Below are 21,048 nucleotides of genomic sequence, written 5' to 3' on the forward strand. Positions count from 1 at the left end.
TATTCTCCTTACATGGTTTGCTTAGACAGGCCATCATTTTTCATAGATGCCTTCGGATATTCACGATTGTTATTTTCGTTATGATATAGTATGATAACGTTATGTCATCTTCAGTCTAAATCCTTTCATACTTATCGTCAAGGAGATCTATATGCCCCGGAAAATTTCGATTCAAATGATTGCCGATCAACTCGGTTTATCAAAGTACGCCGTTTCTCGAGCACTCAGCGGGAAATCCGGCGTAAGCCAAACGACGCGTGAACGAGTCTTAGAACTCGCTCGAAAGCTCGGTTATGAGCTTCCGCGACAGGAGTATGATACAGCCCCAACTGCCGCCGGCTCTGCTTCTTCCTTTGTACTGATCTTTATCAATCAATCCAATCGCGGCGACCCTTACTACTGGCAGCGGGTTTTGGCCGGCTTGATCTCAGGATGCAATGAAAGGGGATGGCATCACGTCATTGTATCCCAAACTTTCTCATCTTCTACTGACACCGCACAATCTCCACAGGAAGCAATAGCGCCGCATTTGGATTGGAGCAATTGTCTTGGCCTGATTGTAATGGGTTCATATCCTTATGATGCACTGCAGCGGATGGCTCGTACGGGCAAGCCGCTAGTGCTTGTCGATCACAACGAGCCGATGCTCGGTTGCGATTCAGTGAATCACGCCAATATCGAAGCGGGAATCACCATCACACGCCATATTCTGAACCGGCAATGCAGGACCATCGTATTTCTTGGTGATAATGGCCGATCCGCCAGCTTTGCCGAACGACGTATCGGTGTTCGGCTTGCTATAGAACGTTATGGTTCCAAGGGAACGAAGCTGTTCGAGTGGGAGCTCCCTTATGAAGAAGGCGGATGGCAAGATGCCGCTGTGGAGCGACTTTCCCGTCTTTCCCCGGAGGATCTGCCGGATGCTTGGATCGGCGCCAATGACGACATTGCGATCCATTGGATGCGAAAGCTGCAACAGATGGGATGGTCTATTCCAGATCAGTGCCGCATAGCGGGCATCGATAACGTGGAAGCGGCCGCATTAGCATCTCCGCGGTTGACAACAGTCAACCTTTGTAAGGAGGAGTTAGGACACCGCGCTATCGAATCGCTTCAACGCCGTATCGAACGCCATGGATCACCAAGTGAAAAGATTCAGCTTACCGCTGCTTTGATTCCGCGGGATTCAGCGTAACAATCTAGAAAAAAAAGGCAGCACCGACCTCCGTTCTTACGGGTCAGTGCTGCCTTTTTTCCCAAAACAGGAAAAAGAATAATTACGTTTAATATTAGCTCGATGGAAAACCGTTTTTAAACAAAAAAAGGACCACGGTTGTTTACCGTGGACTTCTGAATTCTGAATCACGCTTACTATGGCTTAATTGGCAACCCTTGCTTATCTTTAAACTTGCTTACGATAATGACCACCAAATCGATAAGCGCCCAGACACCTAAGCCGCCCAACGTAATCAGCTGAAGAATACCTGTCCCAATCTTGCCAACGTAGAAACGATGTACACCGAATTCACCTAGAAATAGGCATAATAACAAAGTCGATACAAACGACTTCTCACTCTTTAGCATGATTAATGTACGATCCCCTCTTGATGTAAGTTTTATAATCAAGCCCTATTCTATATTAGACCCTATTAAAAAATCATTAGTAATTCATTGGTAACAATAGCGGTGCTACCATATGAAGAGTTGTTGTTGCTTTATAATACTTTCGGTGCAAGGCATTGGTAATTGAAGAAAAGAACACATTCTACAGACTAATTGCCTCTGCAGAAATGTGTTCTTTATTTTACACTTTAAGCATTCTAAGAATAACCGTAACTGCCTCTGCACGGGTTGCTGGTGCATTTGGAGCAAATTGATTCTGTGTATTTCCTTTCATAATGCCTAACTCCACTGCTGTCTTCACAGATGGGATGGCCCATGCTGGTATCTTATCAACATCAGAGAACTGTAATTTAATATTGGAGCTTGTTTCTTTAGCAAGTGCACGTACAATTATTGCTGACATTTCTGAGCGAGTAATTAATTTGTTCGCACCGAATGTATTATCCGTGTAGCCGGTAATCAGCTTTGCTTCAACCGCTGTTTGTACATAAGTTCTAGCCCATACAGGAATCTCTTTACTGTCTTTAAATGTCAGACCTTTACCATCACTTGTCTTAATCTGCAAAGCTCGAACGATCATCGCTGCAAATTCTGCCCTTGTAATTTCAAGATTCGGCTTGAAGGTTGCATCTGCATAGCCGGTCACGAAGCCCAGCCTTACAGCTTCATAGATCGAAGCTTCTGCCCAATGTCCCTTAACATCTTTGAAAGTCAACAAATTGAGATTATCATTGACCATTGCCGTTACTTTAGGCTCTAATGTGACCATGTCCAGCTTAGAATCAACGAGCTTAATATTGCTAAGCTTAATAGGAGTTGTCCCAGATCCGATACGTTTAAAGGTTATCGCGGACAGCTCCACGTCCCCCTTCTCACCACTGACCTCTCCTATCTTCGTATGAGCAATCCGGATCGTATTTGCGCTAAGGATAGGGTTTACCGAAAAACCTTTAATCGAAGTTTCCACCTTATTAAATGAAAGTATATTCTCATCATATGACAACTCAAAATCATAAGCGTACATATCCTTAAGCCCGTGACCCATAATAGACAGCTTAACATCCTTATCCGAATGACTAAGCTTTAATTCGAATGTGGCATTTTCCTCTTTAGCCATAACAGTCCCCTGTGACACTCCAATTACCAGGATGACGATCGACAATAGCATTAGCAGCTTACGTTTCATCATACGATTCATCCCTTCATTATCTGAGGAGAAAGGCGCCGAAGCGCCTCCCCTCTTCATTCCACTTTCATCAATTGTTTATTGCTGTAACCAATTCCCTACAATCATACGTGCTACTGCTGCTAATTCGAGAATTGTAATCTCATGATTATCGAACAAATCAGCTTTCTCTACCTTATCCCAACCAGGTTGATCTTTCTTAACACCGTAATATTTAGCAATAATCGACAGATCCTGGATCGTAATGGATGTCTCTCCAGGTACAAGAGTCACAAGCTTCGAAGCGAATGTTGATGTAGCATCATTCAATGTTACTACCGCTGCATCAACCATCGATTGTGAGGCTCCACTGTTTTTCTTAACGTCGTTCGCTGCTACAATGGCTGCTTGAAGGCTCGCGATTGCAGTTGCTGGATATTGACCGATTTTGTTGCCCGCTGTTGCTTTTGAAACCTTAGCTTGAGCAGTAGCAATCGCTTGATTTAATGCTCCCAATTCAACCGAAGGTGTAGTCGTTGGATTCACGCTAGCTATGAATGTGCTCACTGCTGTCGTTAATGTCGATACTGCTAAGTCCACATCAGATTGCGTTGCCGTTGTACGATCACGAACAATAATTGCAGCCTCAATCGCAGCTTGAAGTGCAGCCTTCGTACCTGCTGGATATTGACCCGGCGCTGATCCTTCTACTGCAGAGCTCAATGCTTGCTGAGCATCTGTAATTGCTGTGTTCAATGCTGCCTTATTGATATGGATAATCGAACCACTGAAGCTTGTAACTGCATTATCCAATGCAACAATTGCATTAGCAACTTCAGTTGGTGTTGCTGCTCCATTTTGCACCACTACTGATGCACTATCAATTGCAGCTTGTAAGATTGCTTTGGAACCGACAGGATATTGACCCTCTAGATTTCCTTCAACTGCTGCATTAAGAAGTGCATGAGCGGCTGCAATTGAAGCAATCAATGTCGTCTTATCTGCCTGCACAACTTGTATGCCTACCGTAGCCAGAGATGTGTCGAGCAATGAATAATGGCTGTCGTCACCGACCATTTCCTGCTTGGTTATAGCAACATTTGTAGTTCCTGCAGCGGCATCCGCCTTAGCTTTGCCGTGAAGAACAAACAGTTCGCCGTCACCTGTTAAGAATGTTCCGGTGATTCCCATAAGAATCAGGATTTCTCCAGTTTCCGGTTTCACAGCTGTCTCAATAACTTGGAGTCCAGTCCGTGAAGAAGTAACTGAACCTGCATCCAGGACGTTGACACCATTATTCAGTGAAGTAGCAAACTCAATCATAGCCGGATCGTACTTTAACTCCACACTTAGCATATTAAAATTATGAGTCAATCCAGTAACGCCAACTGGAAGGTTAACCGCCTGACCCACGACCACTGGTGATGAAGGGCCGCTAATGCTGGCCTTTGCATCAACTTGAGGTGCTGATCCTTCCGATCCAGGTATGCTTAAGTGAATTGGCGTACTTACTACATTGTTAGTTCCATCAGAAATCGTATACGTATAAGTGATTTCCCTCGTATAGACAGGTTGAGTAATAAGACCTGTTGCAGAGAGGATACTGTCATCATTTGAAGCGTAACTGATAGTATACGTTGGAGTTATGCTATTAGCGAGTTGTACAGTGTTTGATCCTTCATTAAATTGTACAGTCCCGGGTAATAGTGTTCCAACATATTCAGAAACTTTGGTTGCAGCATTAATCTTCATTTGAGTTGGAGTGACCGGTAATGCATCATTTGTATTCAGTACCTGAACATATTCTGCATAGGTGTCTATTACTCCGCCAGTAGTTGAGTTTTTCGTAGCGAATAGTCCCATTTTGATATTGTTAAGACTTAAATTAATTGCTGTACCTACGTTCTTATAAGTAATACCATCCAACGAATATGAGCCCTGATAATCATTTCCGGATTTAACCATTCTTAGATAAACGGTTAAAGTACCATCTGCATTGGCATTAACAGAACTTGTTGCAGATGAAGTGAATACCTTATTGACCTCACGTCCAGTTTGGACAACAATGCCACTTGAACCTCTCTCGGCGTCGATTTTAATATAGTTGTCCTCATCCTGCCAAGCTAAGAACATAAATTGTTGATAGGTTGCAGATGGAGCTACAGGATAGTGGACCTTAGTAACAATATCCCAATCACCACCAGCAGGGGCTGTAAATACGTTATTCCATGCGGTATTTGTTTGATAGACATCCCCCGCTAATGTAGGAAGACGTAGTCCCTTACCTTGTACTAGTGAGTAATTAGCAGCATCTGGATTAAGAATTGTCCAGAAGTTCGACAAATTCTCAGATGTTGTATTAACAAAGTTGAAGCTTTCAGCCTGATAATTAAGCTTAAAGGTATATGTTGTTGAACCGAAAGGACCAGTTACAACAGCAGTAGTATTGCCTGGAATGGTTGTTGCTTGATTCACGACACACGTTAAACCTGCTCCACACTCTACGGAGTAATCGTAATCTCCAGGCAATGCATCCCTTGGTACAACTACATCATAGGTTGTAATACGTGGATCAAACCCTGGAATATCTACTCCACCCTTTTGGATCTTATCCGCTGCAGGATTTAATGCATCAACGCTTCCAACTCTCAAGTATTCAAACGATACATTGAGTGCAGCCGCGCTTACAGTACCATTTGTTGCTATAAGACCTAATTGCGGTGATGTGAAATTCACTGTAGCTGTTCCAGAATAGTTAGTCCAAGTGACACCGTCAGCGGACCATTGCGCTGAAATCGCCTTATTGTTCTTAATCAGACGTAAATACATTTTTGTGTTACCTGCTGAATTGGTGTTGCCCGTAACTACGGTCGCTGTCCCATTGACGACACTATACAATGCGATTCGGTTCGTGGTTCCCGTAGGACGTTCATAAACAAGCTTTACGTAATTGGAGTCATCTTGATAATAGATCAACCCGCCTTGCTGATTGTTAGCTGTAGGCGTAGCTGCAAAATTCATAGCAGTTTGGGATACGAAATCACCCATCGCTGGCTGCATAACTAAGTTCTGAACTGCATTTACTGCTGCTTGTTTTGTACTAATAGTCACCCCATCATTCGTGCCAAAAGAATAATCAGAATCTTGTCGCAGTATGGAGTAGTGACTATCTAAAGATGTTGCTCCTTTAAATTCAGCACTTACCGGTGGCCGACCAAAGTTAACAGTATATACCCTATTGAATGTTGAATCGGTTACCGTAATCGTTGCTGTTCCAGGAATACCACTAGCTTGCACGATTGTTACACGGCTATCGGCGCTAGAAGAAGTAGCCGCTACAACTGGAACTGCACCCTGATCGTAAGGAACTGCTACATTATACTGATATACGGAAGGATCAAAACCGCTAACTGTAATCCCTCCAACCTTGAGGTCATTAAGGCTAACAGAAGGATTAACATAGACTATAAAGTCAGTTGAACGCTGTTCTCCTGCATAACTAACGGTTGCAGTAATCGTTGCGACGCCAGATTTAACAGTAGTGATTTGATCGCCAGCTACTGAGACCACACTCGGCCTATTGCTGCTATATGTTACGGTCATTCCAGCTGGCATAGTTTTGCTGGAACCCTTTGCAATATATCCATATAGCGTATCATCATTCATTGCAACCGTGACTTGTGGAAGTACAGTCTTTCCTTTGTCAAAGAATACCCGAGTTGGGATATCTAATGCCACATCACTGTCCTGACGAGGTTTTGCTGTTACAACGCTTAACTTAGGAGCTAATGAGCCTGTAACAAAAATATCTTTGTTAAGTTTAATATCTGCATCTGCACTTGATGTGCTGAACTGCAAATTGTATCTTCCTGTATCCACAACCCATTTGCCTGCTGCTTCATCGTAAAAATGCAAGTCTGGCACTTTAACGGTTAGGGTAACTGGAACTGTTTGTCCTGCATTTACCATTACTTTCTGGAATCCAATAAGGCGTTTAATAGGACGTTGATTAACACCTGTTTGGGTAGAGTCTGGTGTTGAAGCATAAAGCTCTACAATATCATTTCCGTCTCTATCGCTAGTATTCGTGACATTCATAGAAACATTGATCGTACCGTTAGCATCAATAGTATCTCCTGCGCCTAAACCTGTCACTTTCATATTGGAGTATGTGAAATTTGAATAACTCAATCCATATCCAAAGCTGTAGAGAGGAGCTCCCTTTGATCCATCATAATACATATATGTGCGACCAGGGGTAGTAACAGTTGTGGTTGCGCTTGCATTATTGCCTGTTTTATAGGTGTCAGGGCCAGGTGTAATTCTATAGCTTCTTATGCTAGGGAATTGGTCATTCTTAAACCATAGGGTTGATGTACGTCCACTCGGGTTATATTTACCTAACAAAACATCTGCTAGTCCCAAGCCCTTAACTTGACCGTTGTATCCACTCCATAGCAATGCAGGAACATCTGCAGATAAAGTTGATAGGTCGTCTGGGCTAGTACTTTCAATAACTGTAACCGTTTTCGGATTTTTCGCAGCAACAGCATTCGCCAGCGCCAGTTGCGCTCCTGGTAATGTGTTATTCGGGTTTGTATTACTGCCTCTATCACTATCCTCAGCAGCAGTTGCTTGTTCTGTGCCTAGAGCAACAATAGCTAAATCATAACCTGAAGCAAGATCAATCGCCGCATTATCTAGTGTCGTCATACCTGCATAGGTTGTGCCAGTATTGGTGAAGCCTTTTTTCCAGTCTACCACAGCATTGGGATTGATCTTTTGAATTTCCGCTTTGATACCGTTATAAGGGTTTACCATTTTGGCGATACCGCTAGCGCCTGAACCAGAAGAATAACCACCTAAGAAAAAGCTGTTATTCGTTGTATTGAAGTTAGCATTGAGACCATATACGACAACTTTAAACTCACCAGTTGAAGGTACATTGATTGGAAGCACTGCTTTGTTTCCGTTTGATGCGACTGCATTGTTTCTTAACAAGATCAAGGATCCTGCTGCTGCTTCACGAGCAACATCTGATCTTTCTTGAGTCATGTTCTTACCGTCGCCGCCGGTACCTGAATTATACGTCCATAAACTTCCACTTCCTAAATTTTTTCTTCTAGCAATTGCATCATCATACCAAGAAACTTTATTTGTCGATGATTGAATGACGCCTGCAGCGTTTCTAACTGTATCATCAAACTCGCCCAGTTTCATTCGAGCAGTGTACAGATTAAGTAAATCTACATCTATTGCATTCTCTGTGAATATTCCTGAAGGAGTAGGGAGTTTAGCTGCTGCTGCACCAGGAAGCTGAGCGCCGTAGCTAGAGCCGCTATAGCCTGCATTACATACTAGATCCACACCAAACATTGCAGCCCATGCGTATCCTTCTTGCGAAGTCATTGCCCTGGACGTTCCGGGATACATATAGTTCTGTCTGGATGGCGACACAGCCATAGCTATACTATCGCAGTCCGTTGTTACAAAACCGGAGAATCCAAAAGTTTGACGAAGCAATGTTTCCATTATAGTTCGGTCTAATGTAACCGGTGTACCATTAACACTATTATAAGAGCTCATAATAGAGGAAACATCCGCATTCTTAATAATCTCTCTATAAGGTTTCGTAAAGAATTCTCTGAGCTCACGACCTGTTATATCAGAGCTACCATTCAGACGGTTTACTTCAGAGTTATTCGCCGTATAATGCTTTATGGTACTTACAGACTTTAAGTAACCTTTGGGATCAATTAGGCTACCGTCCATCCTCTTACCTTCCAGACCATTTACAAACTGCCCAGCAATTTCAGCTGTTAACAAGGGATCTTCCGAGAATGTTTCATCCGTACGTCCCCAACGCGTGTCACGAGCTAGATTGATAGTTGGTGAGTAAAAGGTTAACATTCGATCACTATCAGGAGCTGTTTCACGAGCTTCATCACTAATGCTCGTTGCTACTTTGTGCATAAGCGCTGGATCCCATGAACTTCCCATGGAAAGCCCAATTGGATATGAGGTAGCATTATTGATCGTTGTCGCGTTACCAGATGCATTAAGCTGGTATCGCGATACACCATGCAATGCCTCATTCCACCAGCCATATGAAGGAATGACTTTACCATCGGAAAGGGTGATTGAAGGCGATGCGCTTCCGTTCATTTGAGATGCCTTCTGTGTAATAGACATCTTTGAAATCATGTCTGCGGCTCTTTCCTCAAAGGAATAGTGCTCAGAATCCATATAAATCGGCAATGCCTGCGGTTCAGACTCAGCTGCATAACTTCTTTGAGGAGCCGGTCCTACTAATAGTGTTGAAACACATAAAGCAAAACATAATGAAACAGATAAAATCCTTTTCCCTCTTTTTAGCATCTTTTTTCTTTACCTCCTTGTGACTACTTGTGTAGTCTACTGTAATCCATTTGACAGCCACACTACAGGGTGGAACTAGGCCCCCCTCTTCACTAGGATTGTAAGTGCTTACAGAGGTAAATATATCATCTCTTGATCGTAAATTATTGTTTTTTGTCTTCACTCTTTTGTTATCATCTGTACTTTTTTATTTATCCTCGTTAAGTATAAAGGCACAAAAAAACCATACCCTGGACTTTAAGCTTAGGAGTATGGTTTTTCGTTCTACCAATTAGATTATTGAAGTATTCTAAGGCATCTTCCTTATCTGTATACTATATATCCACATATACAGCTAGAATAAGAATTCAACCTTTTAGTTCCATATACAATCACTTCACAATTTGCGATAAATTTCACTAGAATTGCTATTTTACTTATTGGGACGTCTGATACTATTGCTATTAGTGGCTCGGGCTTTCTAGTTATTCATCCACACAAATTCTTTTGGTTCCATATATGTTGTGAGAGTACACACCAATCGAATTGAGGGAGTGATAGTTATGCCCGGACTGCTACGCACAGTCAACGGAACGACCACCCTTTTTGCAACAGCAAGCATAAAATCCAAGCAAGAAGGCATCTTAAGCGCGAACATCGAATTGATTTTAAACGCCAGTAGAGGTGTCTCCGACATCTTCCTAAACATCACGCAGAATGCATGTAACTTAGTAACATTAAAAATACAATCTCTGAATCGCACAAGCAGCAGACTCACTGCTTCCTTTGGCAAACAAGTGAACGGCGTCTCCAGTGCCAACATCATTCTCCAAGATAAGAACAGCAATATCACTGCTAGAGGATTCATTAATAAGAAAGCAATCGTTCCAGTTAGACTTGAAAGCGGCTGTCAATGTGGATGCTCTTGCACGCGTACAAAAAAAATAAGATTCAAAGACGGCACAACATTAAAGATCAGCATCGATAAATCGCTCCAACTTGCCCTTAAACGACTATTTACTAAACTTGAGCGTGTATTAAAAAAGCTAACTCCGCAGAGAGGCAAAGGCGCGACCGCTGATCCCGAATGCAATGCAAGATGTATTCGTATTGGAAACTCTTTCCGGGCTGCATGCGGCATCTTCGCTGTCTTATGCACTCCAATATGCTTGAGCGCGCAGACGGTTTGCCTCATTAGCTGTATGCCGACATAGCGGTTGAATATCGCTCGATGCCTATTTGGTTCGTTATTAACCACCCCTTAATTAGATGTGACGAAGGAATGAAAGGGCATAGACCCGTTGAGACATGGTAGTGAAAATCGCTAAGGGTGACTTGGAGACGTGCATAATATGGAACAAATTAGATTATGCATTTCTCACCTTTATTCCTGCATGAGTCTGAGTGAGTAAACTGATTCATATCGAGGGAGTTCAACCTCCCCCTTTTCATAAAAAGTTGTTTGTAAAGCTTTCTGCCGTTGAAATCATGTTTAACTCCAAGTCACTTTGCTTAAATCTAAACCCCACCGAGTTCAATCGTTTTCGTGGCGACACGGTCGTGAAATCCCCGATCATGCTCCACGAACACAATGGTCGGCGCGTACTCAAGCAGCAGCTCTTCAATCTGCATCCGGGAAATCACGTCGACAAAGTTGAGCGGTTCGTCCCAAATATGCAGATGAGCCTCCTCGCATAGGCTTCTCGCGATCAGAACCTTCTTCTTCTGTCCGCCGCTAAACGCCGACATATCCTTCTCAAACTGCATGCGGGCGAAATCAAGCTTACGCAACAAGGCCTTAAATAAGCTTTCGTCGATTCCATGCTCTGCTGCGTAATCGGAAAGCGATCCTCGCAGATGAGAGGTACTCTGGGATACATAGGAAACGCGAAGCTGCGGCTCCAGACGAAACGTGCCTGTATATTGAAGCGCCTCGCCGTTGAGCAGGCGGAGCAAGCTAGACTTGCCCGAACCGTTTGGACCTGAAATTGCGATCCGATCCCCTTGTTCGATCGTCAAACGAACGTTATCGCAAACCGGTCTTTCATCGTAGTAAATCGTGACGTGATCCAGCACGGCCAGTTCGGATTTGGGATATTCGAGCTGAGAGATCACAAGGCTTTCTGACTGTTCGATATTTCGGAGCAGTTTCGACTTCTCCTCTACAGCAGCGTTTTGCCGCTGTTCGATGGATTTCGCGCGTTTCATCATTTTTGCTGCTTTGTGACCGACATATCCCTTGTCCAGCTTGGAGCCGGAGTTTCGTGTGCCGTTTTTCGATTTTTCGATCTCGTGAGACCAGCCGCTCGTGCGTTTGACAGAAGTCGATAAACGCTGTATGTCTTTGTACAACTTTTCGTTTTGTGCCAATTCGAACGTGTCCTGGTGAGTTTTGTTCGTCCACCAGCTGGAGAAGCTGCCTTTTTGGATTTCGATATTCGTTTTATTGATCGATAGAATATGATCGACGCAGCTGTCGAGAAATGTCCGATCGTGTGAAACAAGAATAAAACCGCGTTTCGTATTCAGATAATCGCCAACAAGTTTTCGTGCGTGAAAGTCAAGATGATTGGTCGGCTCATCGATGAGCAGAAATCGATTGTCCTGGATGAACAGCAAGGCCAGCAGTACCTTCGTCTGCTCGCCTTGGGACAGCGATTCGAATGGCCGGTACAATACGTCTTCTGAAACCTTAAGCAGGTTCAGTTCGCGCATCAACTTCCAGCGTTCATAGCCTGGTACGATCTCTTCGATGACGTCGACGGTCAAATATTCCGGATGTTCGACGGGAAACGGAAAATAATCAAAGGCGACCGGTGTGGAGATCGTGCCGCTGTATTCGTATTTCCCCTGCAGCAGGTTAAAGAACGTCGTTTTCCCCCGACCGTTTCGCCCTGTAAACCCCAGCTTCCAGTCTGTATCGATATGAAAATTAACATTTTCGAATATAAGGTCATAGCTACCTGGATAGGCAAAAGTAAGATTGGATACCTGTATCGCGGACATGGCGATCATCCTTTCGTATGGAAATAAAAAGAGCCGCAAGAAAGGTGCTTTCTCGCGGCTCTTTTTGTTTCCATACGAGGAAATCCGGCCCCATACCAAGGGGCCGGATGACTGTCCGGATAGGGAGCGCGAACGAAATGCAGACCTTTCTTGCAGAGACGAAATAAACCAACCACAGCCGATAGCTGAGTCCGGTCTTTTCGTGATCTCGCAGCAAGAAAGTTCTACATGTATTCGTTCAACTCCCGTCATCAAAATTACATACAGTTTATCACAATCGTAATTCAACTACAACCTGCACCGTCCGTTTAGGCTGAAGCTTTGCGAATCTTCGCCATACTCCTTCGCTTGGTTCCGAATCATAAATTTCGTCAGGTTCTTTCCGCATTCTGGCTCTTGTTAAATCAAAGTTATCTAAACAAAAATAAAGATATTTGATGCCTTTGTATAAGTTTACTTTACTTTTGTTAAAAGTGAGTTTATAATTTGATTCAAGAGGTGATGGTCATGAAGAAAGATTTTGGTGATTCGATCTCAAATAAGGTTTATGAATATCGTGTACTTGCCAGAATGTCTCAGCAAGAATTAGCTGAGAAAGTCGGGGTTTCCAAACAGACCATCTTCGTAATGGAAAAAGGAAATTATGTTCCGACTCTGCTGTTAGCTTTTCGAATTGCCGATTTTTTTAATGTTGATGTAAACGATATTTTTACTTATGAGAAAGGAAATGATTAAAATGAAATATAAGTCTATCTCAGATTTCTCTAACGAAATTTTTTCCCCTTTAAAGTCCTGGGCTGAACAATCTCCGGGAAATTGGAATATTCTTCTGGGAGTTAGTGGGTTACTGCTTATTGGTAGTATGATTTTTGTCTACGTATTTTATAAGATGATTGGGCAAGACGACGAACGGACAAATAAAATCTTTTTGAAAAGCAGTTACTGTATGCTGTGGGCAATTATTCTATGTGACATGATTTTTCCCAAAGACTATATGTGGAACATCTTTTTCTTGTACAAATATTCGCTGGCATTTTTAGCTGGTGGAATTTACTTAGCCGTCCAATATAAAAAGGATTTTTCATAAGGAAAGGTAGAGGAGCGAGGCCTAGCCATGGATGGAGGATTAGACAATGCTGATAAATATACTAACTAAGCGATATGGAAATTCAATAGTTTTAAAAGATCTCTCTTTAGATTTCAACCAAGGAGAAATCATTGGTCTGATTGGAAGAAACGGCGCTGGCAAAAGTACCTTGATGAAGATTATAACGCAAACCATTCAAATCTATGATGGATCAGTTGCAGACAATCATCAAGTAGGGTACTTGATCGAGGAACCAAAGCTATTCAATAATAAGACAGGATTATTCCACTTAACTTATTTTTCAGGAATTTATGGAAACACCTTCAAACTCAATGAATACGAGAGGCTCTTACAGAACCTGCAATTATTCGATGTGTTGAATAAAAAGGTGAAGAAATATTCTTTAGGAATGCGGCAGAAGTTAGGAATTGTCATTAGCCTACTAAATAATCCACGCTACATTGTATTAGATGAACCTACAAACGGCATGGATGTGGAGACGTCTTTTGAGGTTTTGCAAGAATTGAGAAGTATGGCTGAGGAATGGAATGTCGGTATTTTGATTTCTAGCCATAAGCTAGAGGATATTGAAGCTATTTGCGATCGAGTTTTATTGTTAGAAGATGGCACGATTGCTGGTGAACAGCATTTTATCAAAAATGAGCAACGAACTCTCACGCTAGTCTTTGATAATTCGGTTGATTTAGCTGCATTCGCTAAGAAGCAACACTTTGGGAAAGTAATCCACTCGGGTGACAAAGATATTCAGATTGAAACAGTTGTGGAAAACGCTGAGATTTTCGAAATGTTAAATCGACTAGGCGTCCGACTAATTGATTTTACTGCGGAGAAGAAAACCCTGCGTAGTGTCTATATGAACAAATTCAGAGGTGAATATCATGTCACTCAGTATTAACAAATATGTGATTTACAACCTGAAAGAACTGCTTAAAAATGGTTATCTGGTTGTTGGTTTGTTGGGTGCTTGTGTACCCGCAGTCGTTATGGCTTACTTTATCCTTAACGAGTCCACGCCCTTTAACATCAAACATGTTTCAAATTTTTATTGTATGCTGGGTATGCTCACAGCAGTCTTAATGCCGCTTTACTTTATCAATAGAGACTACTCGACTAAAACGATTTCTCTGATCAATAACTCGGTGCAGAATAGAAGAAACTATGTTTTCGCTAATGGTATCATCGCCCTTTCGGTGAGTCTACTTTATACGGTGATAGGTATTGTACTACTTCTGGTTACGAAAACACTTGGTGTTTCTGCTGACTTAAAGCTCTCTTTCTTTGCTGGATTCTCTGTAAATGTCTTTCTCCTGGTGATGACCTATTTCTTATTTGGGTATCTTCTATTCTTATTTGGCGTTCGTAGTGGTGCTGTTTATGGGATTTTAACAGCCATGTTGTTGTTTTTCCCAAATGCCTTGGCTAATATCAAAGGGATGATCCATAACGAGTTTCTTTCAGAGTTGATTGAGAACTTTCCCGGGTATTTCTATCCAATCATGGTCGGATCAAATCCGCTCTCTCCTCTACAATATTCTATTGGCTGCCTTACACTAATCGTTTTGTTTGTGGTTGTCCTTAAAAAAAGCGAAAAAATCGAAGTATAGGAATCGTTTTTTTGAATATGATAGACTTAATTACTTGGGTATTTTCTGTCATTCATGCGATCAAATGTGATGGCCTGCTCTAATAACACTTCAGCAAGTTCGTAGTATATATAATCTTTTAAAGTAATATTTTTTCGATTTTTTATTTCCGTTAAAATAGATTTATTATAATAATTTAATTTAGATGGACCATCTATATCTTCATATCCATTTATTGTATAGTCAAATGTCAAAAATGGTTATCGATTGTCGTGTTCTGGTTCTTGTGCATCACAAAAAAAAAACGCCCGCTTATAGGCGAACTTATATCATGAGTTTATGCAATATCCATATCGAACAACATGCTTCTCCGAGCTATGTTATATGGCATCATGTGTAGTAAGTTCGAACAGCTCAATAAAAGCCCCAGTTGCTTCTGATAATGCCTATTATGATCCAAAAATAGCTACGTTCTGGTTTCCCAAAATAAACTTGTTCTCTCTCCACACTAAAATGTTTAAGATGTAGCCTAAAGCGTCTGCGTTATATTTCCCAGCGATTTTTTGATATGCCAGCAGCTCATATACTTGGTTGTAATCAAAATCAACAGGATATAATCCGCTTAGTGGATTCACAAACCCACTAATTGGTTTCTTCAGCTTCCCGTTTTCATCATAGATCTCGCTCAAATAATCAGCGCCTTTATAGGATAGGTCTATCGTATATTTGCTATTGTTTACCTTGCTAATAACTTCGACTTTGTAATTGTCCTTATAAGTAACCTCGTATTTATAAGCCTCATTGTATAGGTTATAATCAAAAAGCAATTGCGGAGTGTTATTTACGAACGAATACATATAGTGATACATAATTGCGCCACTGCCGCCAGTATCTATGCTGATCAAAATATCATTAATCCTGTTCGCGGTAAAGTCACCTAGAAATAACCTTGGATTATATCCTGCGTTATCCCTAAGCGGAATGTGGGTCATACTGCCCTTGCTGCCATCTTGTACGACAAGAGTTATATCCTGAATAAAAGGACTATCTTGCGTTCTTATCCCCGTTAAATAGACATTATCGGTTATTCCGTCACCGGTTACATCCCCTTGTGCAAAGGATACAATGCGCGGATCACCTATATTCACCATGAAATAGTAATGATGCATAACCTTCTCCTTTATATAGAAAAATGATCTATATATCGTATGGGCGTATGCGCATTTTGCTACTTCCATCAAAACCGACTCTTTGCACTCATTTATGATACGCTATGCCGCAAGGAGATATTTTTCCGACTTAGGTTCTTAAATTTTTAGTTTGTTTCAAAGGAATAACCGAAACTTAGGACTAGGCACGCGCATAGAATGAAAAGACTCCAAAAAAATAAGTGTGCAAGAGCCCTTTAGGCCAGCACACTTATTTTATAAACCACACATACACATATAAATCCAGATTTTAGACAACAGAGTCTACAATCCCTTTGTGTCTAGTGCCTTGACAGAAGTCCAGTTTAGCCTCCCTAAGTAGCAAAAACACTGTCCTTATCAAAATAAACGGTTTTTCCTGTTTCTGCTGATATATATACCGCTTCTAATATTTGAGAAACAATCATAGCTTCCCTCGGTTTAACCAATGGTTCAGTATCGTTCACGATACTATGAATCCATTGTTTGGCTTCATACTCGAAATCGGTCATTTGTTCTCCCCTGAATAGCTCTCTTGCATTCGAGTCCACATCGATATTATTCAGGAACAAACTTCCATCTCTCTCGCCATTAATCCGCAATTTATTGTTAGCATAATCCGCGCCGCCCTTCGTTCCGCACAGCAGATTCCCGCCGCCTTCTGCAATGTTAAGAGCCCAACTCGTTTCAATGATGACCATAGCACCATTTTTGAATTTCACGTATCCGAACGCGGAATCCTCTACCTTGAACTCGTCTGGATTCCATGAGCCCCATTCGTTCGCAGCATTCTCGGTATCCTTAAGTTTATGGAAGACACTGCCGACGACACTCTCCGGTTCATAGTTATCCATCAACCATAGGATTAGATCAAGGGAGTGGGTTCCAATATCAATCATAGGACCGCCCCCCTGCAGCTCTTTATCCAAGAACACGCCCCAAGTAGGTACGCCTCTTCTTCGGGTAGCGACCGCTTTTGCAAAATAGATATCTCCAAGTTCCCCATTTACGATCATCTTTTTTAACAGTTGACTCTTCGCGTTGGAGCGATTCTGGTACCCGACGGTAAGCTTCTTGCCTGTTCGCAAGTGAGCTTCATACATCGCTTTGGCTTCTTCACCTGTGACTGCCATTGGTTTCTCGCACATGACATGTTTACCGCTTTCGAGAGCATCAATTGAAATAGACGCATGAGAGCTATTCGGTGTTAGTACATGAACGACCTCAATATCTTCCATGGCTAACAGATCCTTATAATTTGTGAACACCTCTGCATCAGGCGTGCCATATTTGTTCGCTGCTTCCTCGGCCCTTTCCAACTTCAAGTCGCAGAAGGCCACCATCTGTACATTATCCAACTTGGCTAAACACGGCATGTGTTTGCCGTTCGCAATCATTCCGCAACCGATAATCCCTACTTTAACGCTTCTCATCAGGATTCCACCCCCGCGTTATTTGAACTCTACCGTTCGGTTTTCCTTATGTGCGATATATGCCGCTTCCAACAGCTCCGTCAATTTCGTCCCATCTTCCAGTCCGAAGGGCATTGGCTTGTCATGAAGCAATGCATCTGCCCATTGGATAATCGGAAGTGGTTGTGCTTGCGGGAGTTGGTTGGGTGATATCCATCCAGAGAAAGGCAAATCGAGCTTCTTCGAGATGACTTTAACTGTATTATCCGAGATGATCAAGGTGCCCTCCGTACCGTAAATCTCAAGAGCAGAAGGAGTTCTGTACGTAACAAGGCTTGTTTCGACCAGTGCGACCGCATTGTTGACGAACTCAATTGAGCACTGTGCATTATCTTCTACCGCACGATTGGTGAAATAATTAAACATGGATGTTATTTTCTTGGGCTTACCCAGCATCCAACTGGCAAGGTACATAGGATGACAGCCTAAATCCATCATCGCTCCGCCCCCTGCTTGCTTCTCATCATACCAGTATTCTGGGAGCCAATTATTCAAAGCACCGTCGTGGCCGTTACGAATGCGCAGAAGCGTAACGCCCCCTAATACCTGATCATCTATCAGTTGCTTAGCGAATAGTTCGTGCGGCCTTGTGCGAGCGGGAAAAGAAATGCAAAACTTGACGCCTGCCCTGCGTACCGCTGCAGAAATCCGATCGCATTCTTCAACGGTAAGAGCCATGGCTTTCTCAGTAAAGATATGTTTGCCGGCCTCAGCGGCAGCTACCATCACGTCTGCATGCATACTTGTAGGGGTATCGACTACAACTCCATCGATGTCTTCCCTTCGCAAAAGAGTGTCCAGATCCGCTTCAAAATCCGTTCCCAATTGAGCAGCCCATTCTTTACCGCGTTCAGGTTGATCGTCCCAGACTGCCGTTAGCTTAACGTTTCCGTGAGATTGTAACTTACTCGCATAATCATCTGCATGCACGTGCCACTTACTTAACATCGCAACGTTCAACATACTTTTCCCCTCCGTAATCGATTACATTTTTTACTGGGTTTTAGTTGTCTTCAAAGGGAGGTGGCGTATAATTTGCTCCGAATGGCGCATCAGGCCTTGAAAAATCCCCCATTAAGGCTCTCCGTACGGGCGTAGTTTTTTGCATAAATCCGACATCGTTACTGAAACGGTCCGAGGGCTTTACCCACGGTGGGCTATAGATGTAATGCATGGTATATCTGTCGTAATCCCAATTATGTTCGTACGACCGATGCCATACTGCGTTGTGAAACACCAGGACCGACCCAGCAGGCGCGCATATCACATGGCTTATCGGCGTATCCAATTTGCCAGTCCGGATCAAATCCGGCAGAGGAACTAAACTGCGGTGGCTGCCCGGAATGAGCTCCATATTCCCCATGCCAGGCTCTTCTTGGTCGGTCAATAAAAACGAAGCTCGGAGCTGTATAAGGGGGATTGGGTACGCCAGCTTATTAAAATCGAAGGCACTGGATCCGTCTTGATGCCAGCCTCCCATACATCCCTTTGCTGGCTGCATAGTATTCCAGCCGGATTGCATAATGAATCGATCGCCAAGTAGACCTCTTATCTTCGGTAAAACCGCTGGATGATCCATTAATTTTTCAAGTGCGTATTCAGATTCATACCCTCTGCCGATTTGCCCCCAACCGACTGTACTCGCCGCTTCATGGAGTCGTATTGATGCATCCACGCATTCTTTGATTTCCTCTTTCGACAGCACATTCGGAATGACAAAGTAACCCCACGATTCGAATATAAACTGATCAAGTTCAGTGAATGCGCCTGCTGAAACGCTCGGATTAAACAAATGTTGTCCCCTCCTTTACTAGAACCCTACATCATCTCTTTCACTAGCTTTTTGAGCCACATACTCCGCCATTTCTTCTACGCCTGCCGCTCTAAACTTTTCTTGAAGATTATCTAGCATTTTTAGAGCTTCATCATCTGATGCCGCAAATAATGCTCTTTTAAATTCCTCATCGAAATTCAAGCTGCTCGTTTTATCTCTAAATTCCTGATATTTTTGCCAGTCTCTTGCAAGGTAGCTGGCGCTAATTTTGTCAATGATTTTAATAGGCAATCTTTCCGAGAAACTTTCCTCCAACTTTTGCCACTCTGTTTTTTCATCTTCAGGCGTAGGCCAAGTGACTGAATCAGAGAATGCGCCAATGAATCTTCCTGGAAGATAACTTAGCCCTGCGTCTCTTTTCAGATCCGGGTTTTCATCGAATTGTTTTTTCACATCAGGAACCCATTGGGGTATCCCATTGGCCATGGTGTAGTGCGTTCCTTCGATCCCGAAATACGCAAGTAAACGCCCTTCTTCGCTGTTAACATAGTCAATGTAACGCAATGCTGCATCGGGATCTTTGATGCTAGCGCTTAAGAAAAGGACAGGGAAACCGGAACGGCCGGGTTTTTCCACTTGTGTTCGAATTTCTCCGCTCTTATTCTTAAACGGTCCCAATAGTTTATATTGCATTTCCGGATTCGTCTTATAGAGCGTTTTTTGTAAATCGCCTAACATAGGTTGGGCTCCGAATATGGCAAGCTTGCCCGTTGTAAGCTTCTCATTCGCTGTTGTACTCGTATTGCTGAAGGCTTCAAGATCGAACAAACCTTCATTTAATAACTTTCTCATGTATAACAATCTAGCTTTATGGTCCTCGGTTTGCGTCCAATGGATCAGCTTGCCATTAACTTCACGGTAATCCGAAATATTGTAATCCGTCCACCCAGCAAGAAATTGACCGTAGTCCCATCCATTCCACATGGTTCCGGCAGGAATGACCGGCTTTCCGCCAATATCCTTGAAACCGCCATCTCTAATCTTGATTAATAGATCATATAGTTCTTCTTGAGTATCAATATCCTCCGCTTTTACACCTAAAGCTTCCAGGATATCTCCCCTGGCAAAGAGACCGTAATTCCAATTATGAATGCTCTCAGGTGTTCCGTCCGGTGTCTCCGTAGGAATGAGATAAGTCTTGCCTTCAAATTCGGGACTATTGAGATCAAACTCGTTGAAATCCTTCGCAATCCCGGTAGTCACCAGTCTTTTAATGTTCGGATATTTATCGAGATAAGGGGTTAAATCCAACAGCTGACCTTCCATAGCCGCCTTCTTGATGACTTGACCTTCCCCTCCCGTAGTAGACCAGAAAGGTGCATTTACGATATCCGGAACCGTACCGGATGCAAATATGGTGTTTAGTTTTTCTACTTCACTTGTTGTGATCGATTCCAGTTTTAACGTTACTCCGGTTTTTTCCCTGATTTGTTTGGCTACGGGATTATCCTTCTGGTCCTGCGGAAACCCAGCTCCGCCACCATTCCAAGCACTGAGGAAAGTCAAGTTTGCTTCCTTAATAACTTCTGTCCCTGAGTCTTTCACAGTGCCTGGTTCATTCGAACTCTTAATCGTGCCTCCGTCACCGTTCCCGCCTTTCCCCATGCATGCTGTCGTCGTCACTAGAATCAGAATAACGATTAGTGACATGCTAAGAACATTCTTCAGCCTGTACTTCCTCATAATACAATCCCCTTTCATTGGATTTTTTTT

15 protein-coding genes are annotated in these 21,048 nt (G+C 42.8%); 5 read left to right on the plus strand and 10 right to left on the minus strand.

Annotated elements, in window-relative coordinates; genetic code table 11:
- The first annotated feature begins 151 nt into the window (after nt 1–151).
- Nucleotides 152–1,195, plus strand: coding sequence for a LacI family DNA-binding transcriptional regulator (locus tag CEF13_RS18725; RefSeq protein WP_102712877.1), 1,044 nt, complete (start codon nt 152–154; stop codon nt 1,193–1,195).
- A 176-nt stretch (nt 1,196–1,371) separates the two neighbouring features.
- Here the strand turns inward: CEF13_RS18725 and CEF13_RS18730 are convergent, their stop codons facing one another.
- The 5 genes from CEF13_RS18730 to abc-f all read right to left on the minus strand — a co-directional run bounded on the left by CEF13_RS18730 (nt 1,372) and on the right by abc-f (nt 12,151).
- Nucleotides 1,372–1,584, minus strand: coding sequence for a TM2 domain-containing protein (locus CEF13_RS18730; protein WP_102712879.1), 213 nt, complete (start codon nt 1,582–1,584; stop codon nt 1,372–1,374).
- 220 nt (nt 1,585–1,804) lie between these two features.
- Nucleotides 1,805–2,812, minus strand: coding sequence for an S-layer homology domain-containing protein (locus tag CEF13_RS18735; protein WP_166742693.1), 1,008 nt, complete (start codon nt 2,810–2,812; stop codon nt 1,805–1,807).
- 75 nt (nt 2,813–2,887) lie between these two features.
- Nucleotides 2,888–9,166: a glycoside hydrolase family 3 C-terminal domain-containing protein gene (locus CEF13_RS18740; protein WP_102712883.1), complete on the minus strand. Its 6,279-nt coding sequence runs from the start codon at nt 9,164–9,166 to the stop codon at nt 2,888–2,890.
- 716 nt (nt 9,167–9,882) lie between these two features.
- Nucleotides 9,883–10,059, minus strand: a complete 177-nt coding sequence (locus CEF13_RS28875) for a hypothetical protein (protein ID WP_166742691.1) — start codon at nt 10,057–10,059, stop codon at nt 9,883–9,885.
- Between the two features lie 604 nt (nt 10,060–10,663).
- A complete protein-coding gene (abc-f, locus tag CEF13_RS18750) occupies nt 10,664–12,151 on the minus strand; it encodes a ribosomal protection-like ABC-F family protein (RefSeq protein WP_102712887.1) in 1,488 nt (495 codons plus the stop codon).
- 507 nt (nt 12,152–12,658) lie between these two features.
- Here abc-f and CEF13_RS18755 point away from each other — a divergent pair.
- From CEF13_RS18755 to CEF13_RS18770, 4 genes are read left to right on the plus strand one after another with little or no spacing between them, the layout of a single operon-like run.
- On the plus strand, nt 12,659–12,886 hold the full coding sequence (locus tag CEF13_RS18755) for a helix-turn-helix transcriptional regulator (protein WP_102712889.1): 228 nt from the start codon (nt 12,659–12,661) through the stop codon (nt 12,884–12,886).
- 1 nt (nt 12,887) lies between these two features.
- Nucleotides 12,888–13,238, plus strand: a complete 351-nt coding sequence (locus CEF13_RS18760) for a DUF2178 domain-containing protein (protein ID WP_102716443.1) — start codon at nt 12,888–12,890, stop codon at nt 13,236–13,238.
- 46 nt (nt 13,239–13,284) lie between these two features.
- Entirely contained in the window at nt 13,285–14,154 is an 870-nt protein-coding gene (locus CEF13_RS18765) for an ABC transporter ATP-binding protein (RefSeq protein ID WP_102712891.1), read from the plus strand.
- Nucleotides 14,138–14,863: an ABC transporter permease gene (locus CEF13_RS18770; protein WP_102712893.1), complete on the plus strand. Its 726-nt coding sequence runs from the start codon at nt 14,138–14,140 to the stop codon at nt 14,861–14,863. Before CEF13_RS18765 ends, CEF13_RS18770 begins: the two co-directional genes overlap by 17 nt.
- Nucleotides 14,864–15,291: 428 nt before the next feature.
- Here CEF13_RS18770 and CEF13_RS18775 read toward each other — a convergent pair whose 3' ends face one another.
- The 5 genes from CEF13_RS18775 to CEF13_RS18795 form a co-directional block, all read right to left on the minus strand.
- Nucleotides 15,292–16,080, minus strand: a complete 789-nt coding sequence (locus tag CEF13_RS18775; RefSeq protein ID WP_243864295.1) for a VCBS repeat-containing protein — start codon at nt 16,078–16,080, stop codon at nt 15,292–15,294.
- A gap of 284 nt (nt 16,081–16,364) precedes the next feature.
- The gene (locus CEF13_RS18780; RefSeq protein WP_102712897.1) at nt 16,365–17,462 is read right to left on the minus strand and encodes a Gfo/Idh/MocA family protein; all 1,098 of its coding nucleotides are present in this window, start codon (nt 17,460–17,462) and stop codon (nt 16,365–16,367) included.
- Between the two features lie 18 nt (nt 17,463–17,480).
- Nucleotides 17,481–18,464 (minus strand): Gfo/Idh/MocA family protein, encoded by a 984-nt coding sequence (locus tag CEF13_RS18785; RefSeq protein ID WP_102712899.1) that lies wholly within the window; start codon nt 18,462–18,464, stop codon nt 17,481–17,483.
- Between the two features lie 40 nt (nt 18,465–18,504).
- Entirely contained in the window at nt 18,505–19,293 is a 789-nt protein-coding gene (locus CEF13_RS18790; RefSeq protein ID WP_102712901.1) for a phytanoyl-CoA dioxygenase family protein, read from the minus strand.
- Between the two features lie 18 nt (nt 19,294–19,311).
- Nucleotides 19,312–21,018 (minus strand): extracellular solute-binding protein, encoded by a 1,707-nt coding sequence (locus CEF13_RS18795; protein ID WP_243864294.1) that lies wholly within the window; start codon nt 21,016–21,018, stop codon nt 19,312–19,314.
- Nucleotides 21,019–21,048: the final 30 nt, after the last annotated feature.

The sequence above is a fragment of the Paenibacillus castaneae genome, from assembly GCF_002884445.1.
Taxonomy (GTDB): Bacteria; Bacillota; Bacilli; order Paenibacillales; family Paenibacillaceae; genus Pristimantibacillus; species Pristimantibacillus castaneae.